The sequence below is a fragment of the Paenibacillus sp. SAFN-117 genome (assembly GCF_051966115.1).
Taxonomy (GTDB): Bacteria; Bacillota; Bacilli; order Paenibacillales; family NBRC-103111; genus Paenibacillus_L; species Paenibacillus_L residui.
This window is the reverse complement of the sequence record NZ_JBQCLK010000016.1, coordinates 98797-118488: the sequence shown is the minus strand read 5'-3', so window position 1 is coordinate 118488 and position 19692 is coordinate 98797. Positions and strand designations below refer to the sequence as shown.

The 19692-nt window shown below is 50.3% G+C and carries 16 protein-coding genes; all 16 read right to left on the bottom strand.

The genetic code is table 11. The annotated features are described in order from the left end of the window. Nucleotides 1–24 precede the first annotated feature (24 nt). The 16 genes from ACTHRH_RS12535 to ACTHRH_RS12460 all read right to left on the bottom strand — a co-directional run bounded on the left by ACTHRH_RS12535 (nucleotide 25) and on the right by ACTHRH_RS12460 (nucleotide 19381). The gene (locus ACTHRH_RS12535) at nucleotides 25–1707 is read right to left on the bottom strand and encodes an ABC transporter permease (protein ID WP_144940446.1); all 1683 of its coding nucleotides are present in this window, start codon (nucleotides 1705–1707) and stop codon (nucleotides 25–27) included. Continuing rightward, nucleotides 1664–2794, bottom strand: coding sequence for an ABC transporter ATP-binding protein (locus ACTHRH_RS12530; protein ID WP_144940448.1), 1131 nt, complete (start codon nucleotides 2792–2794; stop codon nucleotides 1664–1666). The genes ACTHRH_RS12535 and ACTHRH_RS12530 overlap by 44 nt, the downstream gene beginning before the upstream one ends. A 63-nt stretch (nucleotides 2795–2857) precedes the next feature. Next, entirely contained in the window at nucleotides 2858–3916 is a 1059-nt protein-coding gene (locus ACTHRH_RS12525; protein ID WP_440415811.1) for an ABC transporter substrate-binding protein, read from the bottom strand. Between the two features lie 198 nt (nucleotides 3917–4114). Continuing rightward, nucleotides 4115–5419, bottom strand: a complete 1305-nt coding sequence (locus tag ACTHRH_RS12520) for a response regulator (RefSeq protein WP_440415809.1) — start codon at nucleotides 5417–5419, stop codon at nucleotides 4115–4117. After that, nucleotides 5394–7292 (bottom strand): cache domain-containing sensor histidine kinase, encoded by a 1899-nt coding sequence (locus ACTHRH_RS12515; protein ID WP_440415807.1) that lies wholly within the window; start codon nucleotides 7290–7292, stop codon nucleotides 5394–5396. The genes ACTHRH_RS12520 and ACTHRH_RS12515 overlap by 26 nt, the downstream gene beginning before the upstream one ends. A 659-nt stretch (nucleotides 7293–7951) precedes the next feature. Further along, the gene (locus tag ACTHRH_RS12510; RefSeq protein WP_440415805.1) at nucleotides 7952–8182 is read right to left on the bottom strand and encodes a cold-shock protein; all 231 of its coding nucleotides are present in this window, start codon (nucleotides 8180–8182) and stop codon (nucleotides 7952–7954) included. Nucleotides 8183–8437: 255 nt separating this feature from the next. Beyond that, the gene (locus tag ACTHRH_RS12505; RefSeq protein WP_144940456.1) at nucleotides 8438–8638 is read right to left on the bottom strand and encodes a cold-shock protein; all 201 of its coding nucleotides are present in this window, start codon (nucleotides 8636–8638) and stop codon (nucleotides 8438–8440) included. 228 nt (nucleotides 8639–8866) lie between these two features. Continuing rightward, the gene (locus tag ACTHRH_RS12500) at nucleotides 8867–9400 is read right to left on the bottom strand and encodes a DinB family protein (protein ID WP_144940458.1); all 534 of its coding nucleotides are present in this window, start codon (nucleotides 9398–9400) and stop codon (nucleotides 8867–8869) included. 63 nt (nucleotides 9401–9463) lie between these two features. Beyond that, the gene (locus ACTHRH_RS12495) at nucleotides 9464–10396 is read right to left on the bottom strand and encodes a helix-turn-helix transcriptional regulator (RefSeq protein WP_144940460.1); all 933 of its coding nucleotides are present in this window, start codon (nucleotides 10394–10396) and stop codon (nucleotides 9464–9466) included. Nucleotides 10397–10546: 150 nt separating this feature from the next. After that, nucleotides 10547–10819 carry a hypothetical protein gene (locus ACTHRH_RS12490; protein WP_440415802.1) on the bottom strand — a complete coding sequence of 91 codons (273 nt, stop codon included), beginning with the start codon at nucleotides 10817–10819 and terminating at the stop codon, nucleotides 10547–10549. Between the two features lie 55 nt (nucleotides 10820–10874). Next, nucleotides 10875–11990 (bottom strand): diguanylate cyclase domain-containing protein, encoded by a 1116-nt coding sequence (locus tag ACTHRH_RS12485; RefSeq protein WP_440415800.1) that lies wholly within the window; start codon nucleotides 11988–11990, stop codon nucleotides 10875–10877. A 112-nt stretch (nucleotides 11991–12102) separates the two neighbouring features. Beyond that, nucleotides 12103–14385: a cellulose biosynthesis cyclic di-GMP-binding regulatory protein BcsB gene (locus ACTHRH_RS12480; RefSeq protein WP_379289901.1), complete on the bottom strand. Its 2283-nt coding sequence runs from the start codon at nucleotides 14383–14385 to the stop codon at nucleotides 12103–12105. Nucleotides 14386–14410: 25 nt separating this feature from the next. Continuing rightward, complete coding sequence (locus ACTHRH_RS12475) at nucleotides 14411–15685, bottom strand: glycosyltransferase family 2 protein (RefSeq protein ID WP_379289899.1); 1275 nt, start codon at nucleotides 15683–15685, stop codon at nucleotides 14411–14413. Continuing rightward, a complete protein-coding gene (locus tag ACTHRH_RS12470; RefSeq protein ID WP_440415797.1) occupies nucleotides 15678–17435 on the bottom strand; it encodes a polysaccharide deacetylase family protein in 1758 nt (585 codons plus the stop codon). The genes ACTHRH_RS12475 and ACTHRH_RS12470 overlap by 8 nt, the downstream gene beginning before the upstream one ends. Then, on the bottom strand, nucleotides 17401–18252 hold the full coding sequence (locus ACTHRH_RS12465; RefSeq protein WP_379289895.1) for a diguanylate cyclase domain-containing protein: 852 nt from the start codon (nucleotides 18250–18252) through the stop codon (nucleotides 17401–17403). The genes ACTHRH_RS12470 and ACTHRH_RS12465 overlap by 35 nt, the downstream gene beginning before the upstream one ends. Further along, on the bottom strand, nucleotides 18233–19381 hold the full coding sequence (locus ACTHRH_RS12460) for a hypothetical protein (RefSeq protein ID WP_440415794.1): 1149 nt from the start codon (nucleotides 19379–19381) through the stop codon (nucleotides 18233–18235). Before ACTHRH_RS12460 ends, ACTHRH_RS12465 begins: the two co-directional genes overlap by 20 nt. Nucleotides 19382–19692: the final 311 nt, after the last annotated feature.

Below are 19692 nucleotides of genomic sequence, written 5' to 3'. Positions count from 1 at the left end.
TTGTTCTTGTTGATATGGTTCTTTTTACAGTTGGAGTCCCTTTTTGCCCGCCAGCTTGTTAGCAATCAATAACGAAATTAATGTCGTAAAAGTCAGTATGGACGCCAAGGCAGCTCCCGTTCCGTAGTTGGAAGTGAAGACCTCGCTGTAAATCGTCACGGTAATGGTTGCCGTCGCCCCGTAGTAGAGGACGATCGTTGAGCTCAGCTCGTTTATCGTCGTGACCCAGCTTAAGATCGCGCCGGACAATACTCCCGGAGCCATGAGCCGTGCCGTCGTTTTGAAGAAGGTTTTGGCCGGAGGCACCCCAAGACTGATGGAAGCCTCTTCCACGCTTTTATCCAACTGCTGCAGAATGGCCGTACTGGACCGGATGGTGTACGGAAGCTTGCGGATGACGTAGGAAATAACTAAAATAATCCACGTCCCCGTAAGAATTAACGGCGGCTTGTTGAAGGCGATGATCAGACTGATCCCGAGCACCGTTCCCGGCATAACGTACGGAACCATCAACAGGCTGTCCAGCATGGCGGTAATCTTCGATTTCCTGCGGACGAGCAAATAGGCAACCAGCATCCCCATCGCAATCATAATCACTATGGAGATGGATGAATACGTATAGGTGTTTAATATAGCTTTCGGCACCCGGAACAGGATTTCTTTATAGCTGTCAAGACTAAATCCGGGATGGAAGACCGGTCCCTTCGTTTTGATAAAGGAGGTCACGATCACCGTCACCTGAGGAATGATGGAAATACACGCCGGGATAAAAGCAAGCGCTGTCAATCCCCACTTGAGCCCCGGACGCAATGTGCGGACCTTCGGGGTCCTCATTCCGGTCATGGAATAATTTTTCCGTGAAACCAGATACCTCTGCAGGAACAGAATCGATGTAGAACACAGAATCAGCACAACACTGAGTGTACTGGCCATTGCCGGATTGCCGCCCATCTCGCTGATGAACTGCTCGTAAGCCAGAATCGGCAGCACCTTGAAGCCTTGCCCCAGCAGCATCGGCGTACCGAAATCCGCGAAGGAAGCCATAAACACCATCAGCGCTCCGGTGGACAGCGTAGGGAAGATCAGCGGAAGAGTGACGGTCGTAAGCCTTTTCCAGCCGGGCATTCCCAGGCTCTCGGATGCTTCCTCGAGCGAGGTGTCTATCGTCTTTAATGCCCCCGATACGTACAGATAGATGTGGGGGTAATAATGAAGCGTGAAGGCAAAGACTATGCCGTGCCAGCCATAGATCGATTTCATCGGAATGCCGATATCGTGCAAGAACCGTGTAATAAACCCGTTATTGCCGAGCATCAGAATCCAGGAGTATGCCCCGATGAAAGGCGGCGACAACAGCGACATAATCACCATAATATTGATGAGGCCTTTAAACTTAATATTATATCGCGTCGTCACATAAGCCAAGGGGACCCCGATCATGATCGCAAAGATGGTAGCCAGACCGGAAACTTTAAAGCTGTTAAACAGGGCGTCCCGGTAATACTTCAGCTTGACGAAGTGCTCATAATTTTGCAGCGACAGAGCGCCTTTCTCATTAAACAAGCTGGTATAAAATAAGGAGAAAAGCGGATACACAATGAAGGAAAACAGGAACAGATAAACGATTACCGTAACCCAGGTCCAGAAATCCCATTTTTTCAAGCTAAGCCGGTTGGCCAGAGCGGGCCGAATGATGGGCTGTTGCATTATAAAGGACCTCCTTCCCCTCCTGATCGAACAGCACCGCCTTATTCGGCTGCAAATCCAGATAAACCTTCTGCTTCTCGCTAATCAGATGCTCCGGCTCCACCGCATGCTGCTGAACCTCGATCACCTGCTGCCCGCCAAGATCTACACTATAACTGACCTTATCGCCCAAATAAGTGACGGTCCGTACTACCCCGGGAATAAGCGTGTCCTTGGTCTGCCCGGTTTCAATCCGAATCTTCTCCGGCCGGACCGACAGCAAAGCCTGACCTTCGCCGGGACGGAACAGCTTCAAGGGAAAGCGGATTCCGTGCAGTTCGACCGGCGCCTCCCCGGTTAGAGGGTCGATGGCCCCAACCCGGCAGTCAATAAAATTGGAGGCTCCGATAAAGTTGGCAACGAACTGGTTCCGGGGATAAGCATAAATCTCATGCGGAGAAGCGATCTGTTGAACGCAGCCGTCGCTGAGTACGGCAATACGGTCGGATACGGCAAGCGCCTCCTCCTGATCGTGCGTTACATAAATCGTAGTGATGTTCAGCTCTTTCTGCAGTTTGCGGATATCCGTCCTCATCTTGATTCTCAACTTGGCGTCCAGATTGGACAAGGGCTCATCCATGAGAAGCAGACCGGGCCGGATGACAATCGCTCTCGCCAGGGCGATTCTCTGCTGCTGGCCGCCGCTCATATCTGACGGCACCCGATCCCGCAGGTGGGTAAGCTCCACCATTTCCAGAGCCTCCATCACCCTCTGCTCGATTTCCTTCTTTCCGACCTTCCTCGCTTTCAAGCCGTAAGCGACATTTTCAAAAACGGTCATGTGGGGGAAAATAGCATAGTTCTGAAATACCATCCCGATATTCCGTTCATGGGTCGGCACCTCATTCACGAGCCGATCCCCGAAATAAATATTGCCCTCCTCCTGCCTATAGAAGCCTGCGATCGTCCTCAGCAGGGTTGTCTTGCCGCAGCCGCTCGGTCCGAGCAAGGTGAAAAATTCGCCTTCCTGAATAGTAAAATGCGCATCGTTCACCGCTTTAACGGTGCCAAAATATTTGGAAACATGCTCAAAGGTGATTTTCTGCATTACGGTCCCTCCCGACAGATAAGAAGGGTGCCTAACGGCAACGTTAAGCACCGGATTCCCATCTTATTGTTCTTGTCCTGTTACAATTCTGGTAAAGCGCGCAACAGCTTCATCCTTATGCTCGGATGCCCACTCGGTGTCATACGGCAGCACTTTAATATCCTTGGTGAGCGGAATGCCTTCGACCTTCTCGGCATCCTTCCTGACGGAGCGGCGTTTGAATTCCTTCTGAATCAGGCTCTGTACGTCCGGACCGGCGACAAAGTCGATGAATTGCTTCGCTTCTTCAAGATTTTTGGCTCCTTTGATGATAGATAAAGCATCCGCACGGGCAGAGGTTCCTTCCTCGGGATAGATAATGCCCACTTTAGCTCCACCTTCGATATAACGGAGAGCCGCGTCCTCCGAGGTGATGCCCAGATAAAACTCTTTATCCGCAACCCCTTTGTAGACCATAGAGGAACTCGATAAAATTTTATTGTCCAGATTGGCGACAAATTTCTTGATGAACTCCCAGCCCTTCTCGTCATTCAAGCCGAAGGCCGTCATCATGGTGACCATTTGTGTATAGGAGGAAGCCGAACGCTGAGGATCTGCGAAAGCTATCTTGCCCTTCCACTTCTCGTCAAGCAAACCTTCCCAGCCCTTGGGCTTCTCCTCTTCGGAAACGAGATCCTTGTTGTAAATAATGATCATCGGCAGAATGGACAGCGGTGTCCAGACTTTGTTCGGATCGACGTAGTCGGCTTCCAGATTGTCGATTTCTTTGGTGACGTAGGATTCGAAGTAATCCTTGAACGCATCGTGAGATTCCTGTCCGCCGCCGAAGAAGACATCGCCCAACGGGTTAGACGCCTCGGCCTCTACCCGCTTCAACAGCTCCCCGGTTCCCCCGGAGATCAGCTGCACCTGGATTCCCGTGCGATCCTGGAACTCCTTAATGATCGGATTGTTAATTTCCGCCTGGTTCGGCGAGTATACCGTCAAGCGTCCCTTGCCTTTCGCTCCTCCCTCCGATGGATTATTTTCGGCCGTTTTGCGGCCTCCGCCACCGCCTCCGCCGCAGCCGGCAGTCACCAGAAGCAGTACCGTCAGAAGGAATAATAACGCTTTCTTTTTCACTTAAAGACCTCCCATTCCTTATTTCTTTGTCATCCTCCGGTTCCGCAGGTTGGACCCTGACGGGAGCACGTCGGTGTTGTCTAAACTATAAAGCAACCTGTAAGCGCTGCCAATGAGACAAAATTTCCTAACTGTCGATTTTTTTGTCCACTATTTTTTACCTGGGAAAGAAAAAACAGGCGTCCGTGAAAGCACCGCTTAGTGCAATCCCATTCGCCTGCGAAATTCGGTCGGGGTTTCCCCAGTCCATTTGCGAAACAGCTGGCTGAAGTAGCGAGCGTCCTGATATCCTACCGCCAGGGAGACCTCATAAATTTTGGCATCCGGCCGCAGCAGAAGCTGCTTCGCCTTCTCCAAGCGCAATTGGGTTACATATTCGATAAAGCTGACTCCGCTGTATTTTTTGAATATCCGGCTGAAATAGCTTTCGCTCATATGAACCGATGCGGCAACGTCCTGCAAGGAAATATCCTTATCGTAGTGCTCCCTGATATATTGTTCAATCGTATCCAAACCGTATTTCTCCTTGACGATCAGCTGATCCAATTCTTCATAGCAGATGATCCGGTTATAACCGATATATTCCTTCTGCTGCAAGGCCACCTCCGCCTCATGATAGGCCGCTGCCAGCGAATGGTAGTGCCGGTGCATACCGCTAATGCCGACCGCTACGCTCCATCCCTGGTCCCGGCAAGCCGCGATGAGCCCCGAAGCCTGTTCCCTCCAGCCTGCGGGCGGACAGGTCAGGAGAACGGCAAGCCGATGCTCGTGCATGAAGAGCCGCAGGCTTCCTGTTGTGCAGTAGCCGGCATCGGAAACGATTGAAGCTGCCCCACTGGAGCCCGCCACCGGGGACCAGCCATCCAAAGCTTGCATAAGCGGCTCCAAGGCGGAAGTCCATGGAGGCCTGCCATCTTGAACGCTGTCCGGCTCCCACTCTACAATTGCGACCTGAAACGAGGCAAACACTTCATTCACCCGGTCTCCCAGCAGCTCCTTCAGCAGCTCGGCTTCCCGCTCCGTAGCGCTATCCAGCATGAAATCATGCAGCAATTTGGCCAGCAGCAGCGGTTGGCTGCTCTCAATCTTCAGCTCCAGCCGCTTCGCGTATTCCTGCTGCTCCCTCGCGGCTTCAATTTGCCGGATGACTCTGCCTATCGTGCACATCAATTCATCGGGATCGGTCGGCTTGAGGACAAAATCGGCGGCCCCTAACTTAATCGCCTGCTGGGCATAAGCAAACTCGTCGAACCCGGTCAGGAAGACAATCTTCGTGTGCGAATAAGCTTCGCCTGCCCTCCTGGCCAGCTCCAATCCGTCGCAGCCGGGCATCCGGATATCCGTAAGCAGAATGTCAGGCTTATGCCGCTCAATCATCTGCCATCCGGCTTGTCCGTTAGCGGCTTCTCCGATCAACCGGCAGCCAATCTCTTCCCATGGAATCGTCTGCTTCAACCCTTCCCGTACCAGCCATTCGTCATCCACTATCAGGATCGTGTACATATCTGCCCTCCCTCTCCGTCAATATCGGAAATTCTATCCGAACCCGCGTCCCTTGGCCCGGGCGGCTGTCCAACTCCATTTCGTAATTTCCGCTAAAATATAATTCCAGCCTGCGTCTTACATTGGAAAGTCCGATGCCTGTCTTATCGAAGGCGGGCGAACGATACCGATTCTCTCTCATGGCCTGCACCAGATCTGCACTCATTCCTACCCCGTCGTCTTCGACCGTAAATCTGAGCCGACCTCCGTTTTTCTTGCCGGTAATGACTAGAGACCCTTTATCCTCCTTCATTTCCAGCCCGTGAGTGATAGCGTTTTCGACAATAGGCTGGAGCAGAAGCTTCAAGGTATAGCAGCCTTCAATCTCCGGTTCTATTTCGATGCGGACGTCAAATTTATCCCGGTAGCGCATATTTTGAATGACCAGATAATTTTTGATTTGTTGAATGTCTTCCCGCACCTCGATAATTTCGTGATCCTTGCGAATGCTGAAGCGAAGCAGCTCTCCCAGGGAAACGACGGTTTTGCTGATATCATGCACTTTATGAATTCGTGCCATCCAATTGATGGAATCGAGCGCATTATACAGAAAATGGGGATTGAACTGGGCCTGGATCGCTTTCAGCTCGGCCTCGCGCAGCTTTAGCTGCTTCTCGTATACTTCATTGATCAACTGCTTGATATGGGCCAGCATCTTGTTAAAGCTTCTGCCCAGCTGTCCGATCTCGTCATTGGAGCCGGCGGCGAACGTAACGTTCATGTTTCCCTCCTCGACGAGTCGCATCAGAAAGCGCAGCTTCCGCAAAGGACGGGTCACGTTGTTGGACAGAAAATAAGCGAGCCAGAAAGCGAACAGAATGCATATGGCAATGATGATCAGGGTCAAATTGCGGATGCTGCTTCCTTCCTTGGTCAACGCGCTGACCGGCACTACATTGACCAGCTTGAAGCCGGTCATCTCCGAGGTGTCGAAGGTCACCATGGCCGAGGAACCTCCCCGTTCTCCCGGCGGGATGCGGAAGAAGCCTTTCTTCCCCTCCAGGACCTGATCAATATAAGGCTGATCCAGCTTAGTCCCCACCTGATGCTTGGAGGGCAGACTGGAGACCACGTAACCGTTGCGGTCCAGCAGGAACACCTCTCCCCCGGGGTATAATTGGGCCTTATTATATTTATCGGCAAGCGCCGGCTCCATTATATCGATCACCAGAAAGCCCAGAGGCTGATTGGTTTCAATATTTTTGAGCATACGGCCGGAGCTGAGAACGACGCCGAAATCATCCATTTTTTTCATCGCGTAATGGGTATCCCAGACTACGTTGCCGTTCGCCAGATCGGCTTTGCGGAACAGCCCCCAGTGGACGTTGTAGTCGCGGTAGGAATTAGGCAGCAGCTCGCCGGTGAAATAGCGGTCCCCGTTTTCCCCCAATAGGTAAATGGAGATTTCCCAGTTTTTGAACCCGAGGAATGATTCCAGAATCGCATTAATTTGCTTGCGGTCGCTATGCTTCTCGGCCAAACTGCGGTCGCCCGGCTTGGACAGCACCTGCTGAATATCTTCGTTGCTATAGATATACATCGACAATTGCTCGATATCTTTAACAAAATAATTGATGCTGTGATTCACTTGTGACAGGTTCTCCAGTATGCTCCGGCATACTTGATCGAGGATGGCTTCCGCCGACTTGTAATAGGAAAATGCCCCCAGCAGCGCAAGAGGAGTAACCGCAACGACGAGAAACAGCAGTATTAATCTTTTCTTCAGCTCCACTTCCGCCACGCCTCCCATTAAAGCGTTTACATAAAAATCCCCGTAAATCCAATAAAACCATATTCCTGCCAAATCGGCAATCCAAAAATTTTTTAGACCCACAAACTTACATACCTGCCGATCGTCAGCGGAGATGGAAATTTTATCGTTGCGCCAACACTCGTATACTACGGCCTTAGCGTGGCAGTCTTTCGAAAGCAGCTTACTATACTACCTTGAAAATCCGTCTATTTTACCGTCTGCAGGCATCGTTGCAAGCGGAGCGGCACGTCTAACTGTATTTTGTACAGGTAGATTCAAGCGAATGGGCGAAAATGATCAAACTAACTGGATAAACTACAGTTAAAATGGGCAGCTTTGGGCGAAACGGCTGTTTTGGCGCAAACTAACTGTAGGTTTTCCAGTTAGTTTCCATATTTCTTCCGAATATAGAAATCTAACTGTATGAAATCCATTTAGTTTTCAAATTTCACACTATTGAAGCAATTCAACTCTATTCTACCTTGAAAATCCATCCATTTTCATCATCTGATGGTGCCGCGGTCAGCGGCATGGGGGTCTAATAGGAAACTTTGTTCTACGCTATATTAACTCTGTAAGAATTTAATGATTTCTATGTGGAAAAATAACTTTTAACGGAGCCTATCAGTTCAAAATTGATGCATTACCGCAGGAATTTGTGCCCGCTTTAATCAACTTAAAGATTCCTAAGTGATAACAAAACCCCGACCTCCTGCGGTCGGGGCTTCCATGCTCGTTGATTATTGAATGGAGATGCCTTTCTTCAAAGCTTTAAGGTCCCCGTTGGTATTGATCAACTGTGGGAGCCTCCTTGTGCCGATATCCATCGGTGCATTACACAACCGGCATCTGGGAGAACTATCGAAGGCGAAATTATCCCTCATCCAGCCCTTGCAGCCCTGTTGGGTACAGGACCATATTCTGCTATCCTCTTCCGGAATGTCCTCCGACAATCTTCTGCGATAGCTCATCTCACTAACTCCTCCCTATAGGATCATACACTTGGCCATAAAGGTAAGCGTTCATTCCGTTCTGAAGTTACGTACGTGCCAAATCCAGACAACCAGTATGCTGTATCGTCGTTTCCAAACTTTCTTGTCCGTGACTTTGCAAAAGCGTAGGCTCGCCTCTGGAGGCAAATCCACCACATCCGACTGCTAATACGGCCCTGCAACAATAAGAAAAACTGCCCCTAACTGGAGTTAAGGGCAGTTTAAGGGTTTAACCTAGAGCTTCACTACGTTCTCAGCTTGCGGTCCGCGATTTCCTTGAACCACGTTGAATTGAACGCGTTGGCCTTCATCCAACGATTTGAAGCCTTCCCCTGTAATCGCGCTGAAATGCACGAATACATCGCTGCCGCCCTCCACTTCGATAAATCCGAAGCCTTTTTCCGCGTTAAACCATTTCACTGTACCTGTTTGCATACAAACAGCCTCCAAACTTTAAAAATTAACATGATCATTTTATTTCTGGATAGAAAATAAAAATTCACATATTGGAAAAGGCACCGCAATACGAAGGATAACCCTTTACAACATGTGAATTCCAGTGTTTTCGTATATTAATCCTTATATTAACACTAACCGTTTCAAAAAGCAAGAAAAAAACGGCTGCGGGCTTTTCCCTTGATTCGCAGCCGCCGTTGTAAAGCTTCATCCGGTACGCAACCATGCTTTCAGCCGTTCTTGCTGGTGAAGGTGATGACGATAGTGCATCTCAACGAGCCAAAACCATTCCTTCGCATTTAATCCGCCGAAGCCGGGATGCGGCCTCGTATAGGCAAGAGAGACACCTTTCAATTGAGGCTCAATGTCCTGCATCCGGCTTACGACCTGCATCAAGCCGTCAATGATCTGATCCTTGCCGGCTGGCTGCGGGGGAATATATTGGTCAGAAGGAGGCACGCGAATGGCGATCGGCGGAAAGCTGCCCTGGGCGAATACCGCACGACCTCTCTCCGTTTTCTCCTCAGCCGGCGCAGCAGCCGTTGAATGATCCAGACAAGCCTCCGCATTCTTCAACTGCATATAGAGGGCCGAGTTAATCAGATGCATGTACATTTGTCCAAGCGACCATTCATCCTCGCTTGGTTTGCGGAGCATTTGCTCCCACTCCAGCCGTTCGATTTCCTGAATATATCGTTCGGTTACTTTCTGAAAGCTCTGCAAGATTTGATTAGAGTCCATAAATGCTTAGCTCCTTTCGTGTAAGTACCCTTACTATACAAAAACGCTACTGACAGCAGTATGTCAGTAGCGTTTAATTATTTTTTCCGCTTCTTCGCGAACTCTCTGCCGCAATGATTCCGGGCTTAATACGACGGCATCCGATCCCCAGCCGAGAATCCAGTGCAGGACCTCCTCGGGCCGGCGGACTCTAAGCGTAACATGCAGGCCATCCTGGCCGTCTTCCAGCTCTTCGATGTAGAAATAATCGCTCTCCTTCACTTTATCCGCGGCGCGATGATGGATAAGGAGCTTTATCAAGACGCTGCGATCATCCGGAGGCCGATAGCTGTGCAGAGTGAAATCCGGCGGACGCCGAAATCCCTCAACAAGCAATTCCAGATCACGTATACGGCTCATACGGAAATGACGGAGAGCCTGCCGCAGATGGCAGAAAGCAACGAGCACCCACGTCCCCCCGATATATACAATTCCGTAAGGGTCCACCTTGCGGACACGGACATCGAGACCAGGCTTCTTATAATTGAACCGGACTCTTCTCTGATCCAGAATAGCGCGGCGCAACAGCTTGAGCATCTCCTCCCGCCGGCCGTTGCCCTCTGACATTTTACCCGTAAGCAGTCTAAACGCATCCCGCACCCGCTCCGCTTCCCTGCGAGTGGTCCCCGGAAGGATGGCTTCGATTTTCCCCCTTGCCGCATACGCCTTAGCTTGATAATCATCGTCAAACTCGCGCTCAACGAAATGAAGGCCGATCAGCAAGGTGACGGCCTCCTCCACGGTAAAGCTCATAGGCGGCAAAAAATACCCCTCAAGCAAAGAATATCCTTGCCCGGGGGCGCCTACTATCGGAACACCGGCTTCACTCAAAGCCTGCATATCCCGGTAAATGGTTCGTATGCTGGTCTCGAATTTGGCAGCCAAATCTTCCGCCCGCTGCATTCCGTTGCGCTGAAGCTCCAGCACGATCGCCAATAGTCGATCGGTCTTGTTCATAGGGGACAACATCCTTCTTTTGACTAGAAGTTGCAAGGTCCGGTTCCGATTTTCCGTTTCGGATTCCTCTCTACTATCTTGGTTAACCTGACCTTCAGTTGTCTATATCATAACCGTTTCCGCCTCGCCAAGCCAGCATATACGGCATAATTATTTCAGAAAGAATTCCTTAACCTCGGCGATGGCATCCCCTTCGCCCGCTTCCCCTGACAGAAGCCGGTTTTCGATCCGTCCCAATTGGTCCATCATGGCTCTGTATTTGGTCTGATCTTTCATAAAAATGGGATTGTTCCGATTGACAATCAGGTGGACCTTCTTTTCTTTAATAACCTGGATCAGGAAGGTGATTTCCGAATCGGTTACTTCCGGGTACTGCTTGATAATGCTTCGAATTTTTCTGCGTCTGCCTATATCGGTCATCATTGTGCTCTCCATCTTTCTGTCACTTACACCGTTCCTTAACCGTTTAACCGCGGATCTATAACGGGAGCCCTTTAGGGAAAAAAAGCTTTCGGTTTCGGCTCCGCGCAGGTGTAGGGTAGCGCCTTAGTACGGCAGCTCCGGCACCGGAAGGGTTATGCAGCCTGGATTGCAGCGATAGCTGAACCAGACTGCGATTCATCGCAGGCGAGTACATCCGGTATTGGTTCTTGCCTGATGACTTGGCTTGGTACATGGCCAGGTCGGCATGCTCCAATAACGTTTCCGCCTCCAGCCCGTCTTGGGGATAGCAGGAAATTCCGATACTGACGGACATCTTGAAGGAGGAGCTTCCTATATTGACATCCCGGTCCAGGCAGCCCAGTACTCTCTCGGCCGCCTGCATCGCCTCTTCCTGTTGTGCAATCTCGGGAAGCAGGATTGTGAATTCATCTCCTCCCATTCTGACAACGACCCCTTGGGGAAGGACATTCTGAAGCTCTTCCGCGACTTCCTTAAGAAGGGCATCTCCCTGAGAATGGCCATACCCGTCATTAACCTGCTTAAATCTGTCCAAATCAAGATATAAGACAGCCAGCATATGTTGATTGCACTTTGCTTTATCTATCAGCTCGGGAATGGTCATTGCCAAATGTCTCCGATTGGGCAAACCCGTCAAGTCGTCATGGTAGGCCATGTGCCGGTAGGCATCCGCCATTCTGCAGCGGCTGGCGGCCTCCTTTAATTCCTTTAACAGTCGGATCTCATTTTCCAAGGATTGGACGGCAGATACCAGCATGGCGTTAAACAAGGGGTGGGCATGCACAGCCGTAGTAACGATAGAGATGGCCCCAAGCCCCTGAAAATCCTCTTCTTCCGGGAGGGGAACCGTATAGCTTTTCAGAGGCGTAAGGTCGGGAGTTGATGATTCGAGGGCTAACCGCTTTAATGAAGGGTCTCCCATAATCCCCGTAATATGGCCGTCCCGATCGGTTACCTTAACCATGACGGGGATCCCTTCCAATTGCTCGAGCCACTTATCCGTAACAGAATGAATCATGGACATGATTTCCGCTGAAGTCACTCCGCTGTCCTTATATGAGGACAACGGGGTGCCCTGCTGTAACTCCGGGACGGGACTCTGTTCCCTGCCCATCGACTTGCTCATTACCATTAAAATCCATCCTTTATATTATCCTAACCGTGTTATCTCATTCGAAGAGTATAGTATTATCCTATTTAACTATAGCAGGCTGAACAATTTCTGAACATAATTTCGATGTCGGTTAGTTGTTCTTCTTTTGCTTCTTCCACAATCGGATAAAGACAAACAGCAGCACTAGAAATAGAACGGGCAGAAGCACCAGAAGCCATGCAGAAAACTTCGATAAGCCGGCTCCCTTCGACGGAGAAGGGCTTTCCTCCCCCTGAGAGCCTTGGGATTGCTGCGGATCCAGCGAAACGGACCATACTTCCTGGGATCGGCTCATGATAACCAAGCTATGGTTCTCTTGCTCATTCTTAAGGAATTGCAGCAGCTGCGGATGCGTAAATCCCTCTTGGCCGTTGGCCGGTTGAAACACAGCCATCCGCTTGTCCTTATTCCAGACAGAGGGCTGTATCCAGGCGGCATACTCTGCCGTTTCACCGATTACGTTATATTTCGCCAAGGACAGCCGACCGTTCTCCGATTGCAGCTTCAGCTTGTCCTTCTCCTGCTGCAGTGATGGGTACAGGCCTATATCTCCCAACAGCACGATATTAAAGTCTTTCAACGATTGAACCGCATCAGCGGACAGCGGCTCGCTGAATACAACGGGCCGGTTCAGATTCCCCGTGTCGCCAACCATCTCGTTCATCAGCAGGGATAGCTGCTTCAACGTCGAGCCGTTGACCTCCTGAGGCAGAATAAAGGCGGTCTGATCGAGCCCGCGATCATTGACGAAGGGCGCAGGCCAGTATTGGAAGCTGTCATTCCCGATGATTTCATGGGGAAGCTGAACAACGCTTTCCTTATCGATAAAAATCCATCGGCCCCCATTGCGGTCCGGATAACAAACCTCTTCCGGCTCTACGATATTGGCTGCAAAGGTCAGTTCCAATACCCCGTTGAAGTCCGGATCCTCAATATACCTGGTAAGAGGAATACTGACCGTATAGCTGCCATCCTGCCCTTCGCCTCCCTGAAGCGGCACGCTGGTCGGAATTTCGTTGATCGTTACCGTTAATGCAGTGCGGGAGGTTCCCAGGGCAATGCTTCCTTCCTCCTTCTCCTGTTGATTGGCCGATGCTTTCCGGGTTTTCTTGTTCCGTTTATACTCCTCCAGCTCGTGGGTCAGTAGCGGCGAAGTCTTGAGCTTCAGCTCGAGGGAAGCCTCTCCCGTCAGCTTCCAGTAAGAAGGAATCCGGAGCGTCCACCGATCGGTCGACGGATGTACGGTATCCAACAAAACATGTCCGTACCCATAAGAAGATAGGGTCAAAGGTTTGGTTGGGCCGGCATCGGTCTGTGGCTGCGGTGTTTCCCGGATAATCAGATGGTTGCCGGTTAACTGCTTGGCCAGCTTCGAATCGGTCAATACCCGAATTTTATCTGCAATAGCCCGATCGGTTTCCGCGGAGACAAGCAGCATCTGCTTCGTCAATCCGGTTTGGTTGTCCGTAACTGAGAAATTGTCCAAGGACAGCTCTTCACCCTGAAGCTCTAAGGGGTGGTTGTCCAGAATATTCTTAACGGGTCCGTTCCATTGACCTGTCCCTCCCATGGCTAAGGCATGGGTAAACTCCGCGGAGCTTAACCATTCCGATTCCGTCTTAATGGGCATTGCCTTCCTCGTTGCCGTTAGAGAAGACAAATAGGAGGATACCTGCAGAGATGAGGCGATTATTTCCGCAGACGGATGATCCGGTACAACGATCACTCCGTACACTTCCTCCTGCATCCCCTGCTCAATAAAAGGATGCGGGAAATCCTTCAATAAATCCGAAGCAGTCCAATTCGATAGGGTATCCATGAAGACATGGGATGTCGGTGTAATTTTCAGCCAGTTGGCCGGGTTATACTGGTCAACGCAATAATTGTCCGCGATGACGCTGTACTTGCTCAGCGTCAGCTTATGATACCCGGGCGACATTTCCTCCGGGCCTAACGGAATGCGGGCATGATTTTCCTCGCCGTCCAACCGAACACTTGTTAACGGCTTATCGTCCACCATAACCGTTAAGGTCGATTGAGAGGCAAGCAGCAGGTCAGATTGACGCCATTCCAGCTCAATATAGTTGTTGTCTCCCAGTTCCGCTTTAGGAACTTGATAATAGAAATCTTGCGCCTGCTCGACCCCTTGCAGGGTGACTGCTTCGCTGAGAAAGCGATAGATGTAACCGGGAGAGGTCCCGGATACATTGGAGGCCGTCGTCGATGGCGCTGCATCTTGAAGGTAGACGGCGCTGATTTCCCTTGGAACGGGGGCCTGTCCGGCCTCGGCATAAGCCGCCCCTGCCGGTTTTATAATAGCTATAACCAGACTCGCTATAACAACCGCTTTAATCCACTTCCACTGTTTGTCCATTTGCTTTCTCCCATCCTTCTCTCCGCTACAAGGCTTCTTTTTGTTGTTTATCTTTGCTAAAGCGTTCCGTTTTGTACCATCGGGTTTCCTCGCGGAGAAGCACCCGTTTGGTCTCCAGAAACAATGCATACATCACCAGCACAATCCAGAGCTGGGAGTAGGTAAAATACATGAACAAAATAATCAGTATGTTTTTCAGCGTAAATTCCGTTTTCTCTATACTCAGTGCGATCATGACTTCCGTAACGTACAAGAAGAAGGCCAGAATCCACAGAATGATGGCGACGATACCGATGTTGAGCTGCAAATCGACAAAGAGGTTAATGATAAACAGCATGTCCGAAATAATGACGCCCAGGAAGAACAAAAAATACGTAAAGAAGAAATACAGAATGTCGAACATAATGCTTTTCTTCCGCAAAGAAAACAAGCTGCCGGCGAACTTCAGCACCACGTATTGATTGCCGCGTGCCCACCTTGTCCTCTGCTTCCACCATACCTTCCACGTTTCCGGCTCCTGCTCCCAGGTAATAGCTGCCGGGAAAAAACGGATATAATAGCCGCTATTATAAACTCGAATAGTCAGCTCGGTATCTTCCGCGAGTGCTTTCTCGTCCCAGCCCCCTAACTGCTCGATCAGGCTTCTGCGAATGGCAAAATTCGTCCCTGGAATGGTCGTCACCTTGAACCAGTTGAACCGGCCGGCCTGGGCCATCCATTGAAAGCATATGGTCTCGATATTAATGAACCGAGTGAGAAGATTGTGTGCCGCATTGACAACTCGAAACTTGCCGACGACCACCCCGGCCTTGGGATCATTCAGCATGGCCAGAACCAAATAGTACACTGCCTTGCGCTCCGGGGTATTATCCGCATCATATACGACAATAATATCGCCGGTAGAATGCTTAAGCCCTTGATTCAACGCTCCTGATTTTCCTTTGCCCGCATGGGGCGGTTTAGTATGGACCACCTTCACGGAAGGATATTTGGCGGCATACCTGTCGGCAATCTCCCCGGTCCGGTCTGAAGAGTTGTCGTTGATGACGACGATTTCCAGCTTTTCTTTCGGGTACTCGAGCCGAATCATCGCCTTCAGGGTTCGTTCGATGACCACCTCTTCGTTATGCGCCGGAATCAGAATGCTGACCTTGGGCAGAGGAATCCCGTTCTGCTCCCACCGCTTGATGGGCCGCCGGAAACGCAAATAATGCAGATAGCCTCCTTGCATCAGAAACATGTGGTACAGGAGCATGATCCAGATGACGGACAGCGAAATATAGAATAGCGTGTTAGCCATGATTTCTTCTCTCCTCAAACAGCTGTTTACGCAAGCTGAGCCGAATCCGCAATGTATATAGCAAGAAGGCGATAACCATGAACGTAACTACAGCGGTGACTATCCACAGAACCTTCTGTACTGTCCCGGCCTCCCAGAACTCGGCTAACTTCGAGAAGAAACTGTCCCCCGTATAAGGTCTGTCCGAGCGGTCGACAGCGGAGAACTTCTCCGATTTGCGATGTTCCAATGTTTTCATATCGATCCATCGCAGACCGGGTATCTCCTCGGCGTAGGCAATCATGTCCCTGAGGCCCTTCACCCCCAGATACGGGTGGTAGAACATTCCGATCATCCCGTCCTCTATAAAACTCATCTGCTCCAATTTTTCGGCAAAGTCCCCTATTGGAGTCAGCGATTCCGGATCGTAATACCCGACGGTTTCCGGCAGCAAAGTCATCCCGCCCAGGAAAGAGGGGCTGGTTACATAAGGGGCGGTGCTCATATGATGCCAATCCTCATTCCCCAATTGGGTCTGCCCGAGGAGATAAGTGAAATATTCCGATACCCACCGATAACCCTCCAGGCTCATAGTGTAGTGGGGGGCCTCGAAGCCAAGCGGATACAATCCAAGCTCTGTTAACTCCTGGATGCCCTTCTCCAGCCGTTCCCGGGTATAGCTCTCCTGAAACTCCAGCCTGTCCCTCAAATAGGCTTCATATTGCGCTTCGGAGGAAAAATGATGGCGCCGCTTGACCTCAATTACCGAATCGGGCGGACCGGAAATCGGAATGTTGTTCTCGACATCCCAGAACTCGAAGCCTTCTCCGGTCTCAGACGACCGGTACTGGTGCGTATAGCCGTGAAGGATGATGCTTGCTCCGCGTGCCTGCAAATCTCTCAGCACTTCGACCATTTCAGGTTTATCTTTAAGTCGGTACTGCGCATGGGTGTCCTGATTGGTATAGACGGGGATAACGGCGATCATGAAAGGAATTTGCTTATCTGCCAGGTATTCGCCTGCTTCTTTCACGAGATTGGGGTCGGAGAAGGGATGCACATCCTCCAGACGGATGTAGGCCAGCCGCTCACCTTTATGCTTCTCGCCAAAGAAAGAATAGAGGCCTTCCCCCAGAAAATGGATAAAGGGTGCATCCAGATTGGGTGTCGCGAAGTAGGCGTCGCCTTCGTGTACAGACAACAGAGGAATAGAATACTCTCCTCTCCAACCTTGATATACGGCTTCTCCCTGACGAAGAAGCACCTGGATGGCCGGATAGTTCTGATCCAGAAGCTGGTAGGAGGAAGCGTCTTTGCTTACTTTGTTAATTTCCGTCTTGCCCAAGACTTCAAGGAAGGAAAACCTGCCGGCCAGCTGCTCTATATTTTCTCCAATGACCAGCAGCGGGCCGCGATATGCTGTCAGAAGCTGCCTGCACTGCTCCGGTAAGCTCCGGGATACTTTGCCGTAATACACCACATGCGTACTATCGCGGATCGCTTCTTCAGTCACCTGGTCATCACTGACAAAGACAAGGTCGGCTGTAAAATGCCCCAGCACCAGATCGAGAATCCGCACCGAATCGTCCGGCTCACCCTGCTCGGTGGAATACACGACCAGTATTTTTCTCAGTTCCTGCCCCTCCGTATTTATGGAAGAGGCGGCTCCGGCGGCTTTCAGCGGAATGCTGCAAAGAATATGGAGCGCACAGACCAGTGCCAGACAAACCATTATTTTATTGAATGTATTGCTCAAGCTCATGATTCGCATTCTGTACCAGCTCCATATAATCACTTAAACTTTCGTTGTAGCTAGAAATGCCGAAAGAGAAGGTCAGCGTTACCTTCTTCCTCTTGTTGATCAGCTCATGATTTTTGCATAAATGCTCTATTTTCTCTATAACAATATCAACGTTGGTTTCCGAAGTATTAGTTAGGATGATGGCAAAGGTGTCTTCTTCCAGACGAAATTTGCGGTCGGTCCTTCTTGTGTGATTCCACAGAATCCCGGATAAAGTCTGCATAAGATGATCGGCTTCCTTCTGTCCGTATAAGGAGCAGAATTTGTCGTAGTACTTGATTTGAATAAGTAACAGGGAGAATGGAGCCTGCACACGCTGCGACCGGTTGAATTCCTCCTCCAGCTCGAAGAAGAACCGGCGTTTATTATCAAACCCGGTCGTTTCATCGATCGTAACGAATTGCTCGAATTTATCGCTCATTTCCTTATGCTCGGCAGACAGTGTCATAACCCATTTGTGCAGCAGTCCGGTAATGATCGGTGCCGCCAGGAAAACAACCATCCACAGAACGATCGCTCCCTCGGAGGGCAGTGAGGCCGAGGAGAAGAACGCGGCCCAAATCAGTGATGTCCCGAACAGAAACATAACTACAAGACTGACCCCCAAGCCGGGCAACAAGCCAAAGACAACCCCAGTTATAACTATGAGCAAAGCCGACCCGAAGAGCAGCATGTCGGATAGCGAAATTCCGGAGTAGTCGCCTACTATCCAGCCAAGCACGATAATCAGCAGCACTAACAGGCATTGAATAATATAATAGTTCTTTCTAGCGTAGAAGCCCTTCATTAAGCATCTTCCTTTCGGCCAATAACGGGACAAGGTTGTCAAAGATATGAGTATCGTTGGTATGATAGTCCACATAACCGCCATACCACTTACTGTCCGGATCCCGCGTTTGGTAACGAATCATTCGATAGTACAAGTCCCGGGCAAACTCATCTTCGTCGAACTCTAAAGCGCACAGAATGGCCAAGCCGTACACCGCGGGCGATTCGAAAGAGACGGAAGGGTGCTTACTGTCAGCGTCATATCTGCCGTACAGCATCTCGTGCATATAGAATTCATCCTTAAGAAAAAGCCACGACTCATCGGAGCGCATTCCCGCCTGCGCCCGGTGATAAATAACGTACAGCAAATCGATTAAATGGACCTCGTCATTATAAGAATACTGCTCCGTGCTGACATCATAGGAGAACGGGAAAAACCCGTTATTCTCCGGAAGATCTCTAAGCAGCTTTATCCCCTTGTTATAAAGGGGCTCCGGAAGCCGTTCATGCTTCAGCATTTCTTTAAGAGCAGACGGGCTCAGGTAGGACAAGGTTAGAACCGGACTTGTCCATTGGGAAGCACGGTCATAGAAGTCCGTAAAGATTTCGTCGGTCAGCTGGTTCTTGAGCAGGCTGCCGGCAATGGCATCGGCCAGCTCCTTATACCTGGAGACGGACCAACGGTCCGATGCTTTGTATAGAGCTTCCATAATTCGCAAATCATCAATCAATGCATTCGTGGTGACCGGCCCGTCCTGCCCGATCTTCCAATATATCCATCCGCCATCTTCCATAAAATGTTCACTTAAAACATCAACATTCTGTTCAAACAACATCTGGTCGTTCTTCTCAAGCGCATAAGCCAACCATAATCCGATGGATTCGGATAGTGCCTCCGCACCTTGAGCAGTTTCCTTGCTCTCCGTTGAACGGGGCTGCAGATTGGTCTTCAGCGTCCCGTCTTCGTTGATCATTTGGCGCCGTATAAAGATTTCGCCCGGCAGCATGCCGGCCTCGGATAGAGAATCCGCCGCCGCCTCACGCATCGGTTTGGCAGATCGCTGGGTGTAGAGTATCGTTATAACACAAATCATGATCACCGCCAAAATAATAGCTGCTGCCGGCCATCCTTTCCACTTTCCGATCACTGTGAGATCACCGTGCTTCCTTAACTCGTTCTATTATGTTAACCTGCTTCGATCGTCCGAACCTTACGAAGGTTTTTCCTCAAAATTCGACAAAATTTGAATATTACTCTATTAAACCGTGTGAACCTGAACATTTTCTGAAACTCGGGCCGTGACTTTAGTACCAGTTTTGTTATTTCCGCTCCGGGCCGCTAATTGGACCGATGTTCTTCGAGCTTCTGAGCCTGCCCCTCTTTCCAGGCCTGATACCATTCATTAATCTCGGGCTGCGGCTCCGCATCATATTCGGTGGACAGCATGGTCTTCAGACT

Bases quoted from the DNA above. Each gene is read 5' to 3' on its own strand.
- ACTHRH_RS12485 (WP_440415800.1), bottom strand. From the start codon at position 11,990: ATGGTAATGAGCAAGTCGATGGGCAGGGAACAGAGTCCCGTCCCGGAG.
- ACTHRH_RS12520 (WP_440415809.1), bottom strand. From the start codon at position 5,419: ATGTACACGATCCTGATAGTGGATGACGAATGGCTGGTACGGGAAGGG.
- ACTHRH_RS12480 (WP_379289901.1), bottom strand. From the start codon at position 14,385: ATGGACAAACAGTGGAAGTGGATTAAAGCGGTTGTTATAGCGAGTCTG.
- ACTHRH_RS12465 (WP_379289895.1), bottom strand. From the start codon at position 18,252: ATGAAGGGCTTCTACGCTAGAAAGAACTATTATATTATTCAATGCCTG.
- ACTHRH_RS12535 (WP_144940446.1), bottom strand. From the start codon at position 1,707: ATGCAACAGCCCATCATTCGGCCCGCTCTGGCCAACCGGCTTAGCTTG.
- ACTHRH_RS12505 (WP_144940456.1), bottom strand. From the start codon at position 8,638: ATGCAAACAGGTACAGTGAAATGGTTTAACGCGGAAAAAGGCTTCGGA.
- ACTHRH_RS12490 (WP_440415802.1), bottom strand. From the start codon at position 10,819: ATGATGACCGATATAGGCAGACGCAGAAAAATTCGAAGCATTATCAAG.
- ACTHRH_RS12475 (WP_379289899.1), bottom strand. From the start codon at position 15,685: ATGGCTAACACGCTATTCTATATTTCGCTGTCCGTCATCTGGATCATG.
- ACTHRH_RS12495 (WP_144940460.1), bottom strand. From the start codon at position 10,396: ATGAACAAGACCGATCGACTATTGGCGATCGTGCTGGAGCTTCAGCGC.
- ACTHRH_RS12470 (WP_440415797.1), bottom strand. From the start codon at position 17,435: ATGCGAATCATGAGCTTGAGCAATACATTCAATAAAATAATGGTTTGT.
- ACTHRH_RS12500 (WP_144940458.1), bottom strand. From the start codon at position 9,400: ATGGACTCTAATCAAATCTTGCAGAGCTTTCAGAAAGTAACCGAACGA.
- ACTHRH_RS12510 (WP_440415805.1), bottom strand. From the start codon at position 8,182: ATGAGCTATCGCAGAAGATTGTCGGAGGACATTCCGGAAGAGGATAGC.
- ACTHRH_RS12530 (WP_144940448.1), bottom strand. From the start codon at position 2,794: ATGCAGAAAATCACCTTTGAGCATGTTTCCAAATATTTTGGCACCGTT.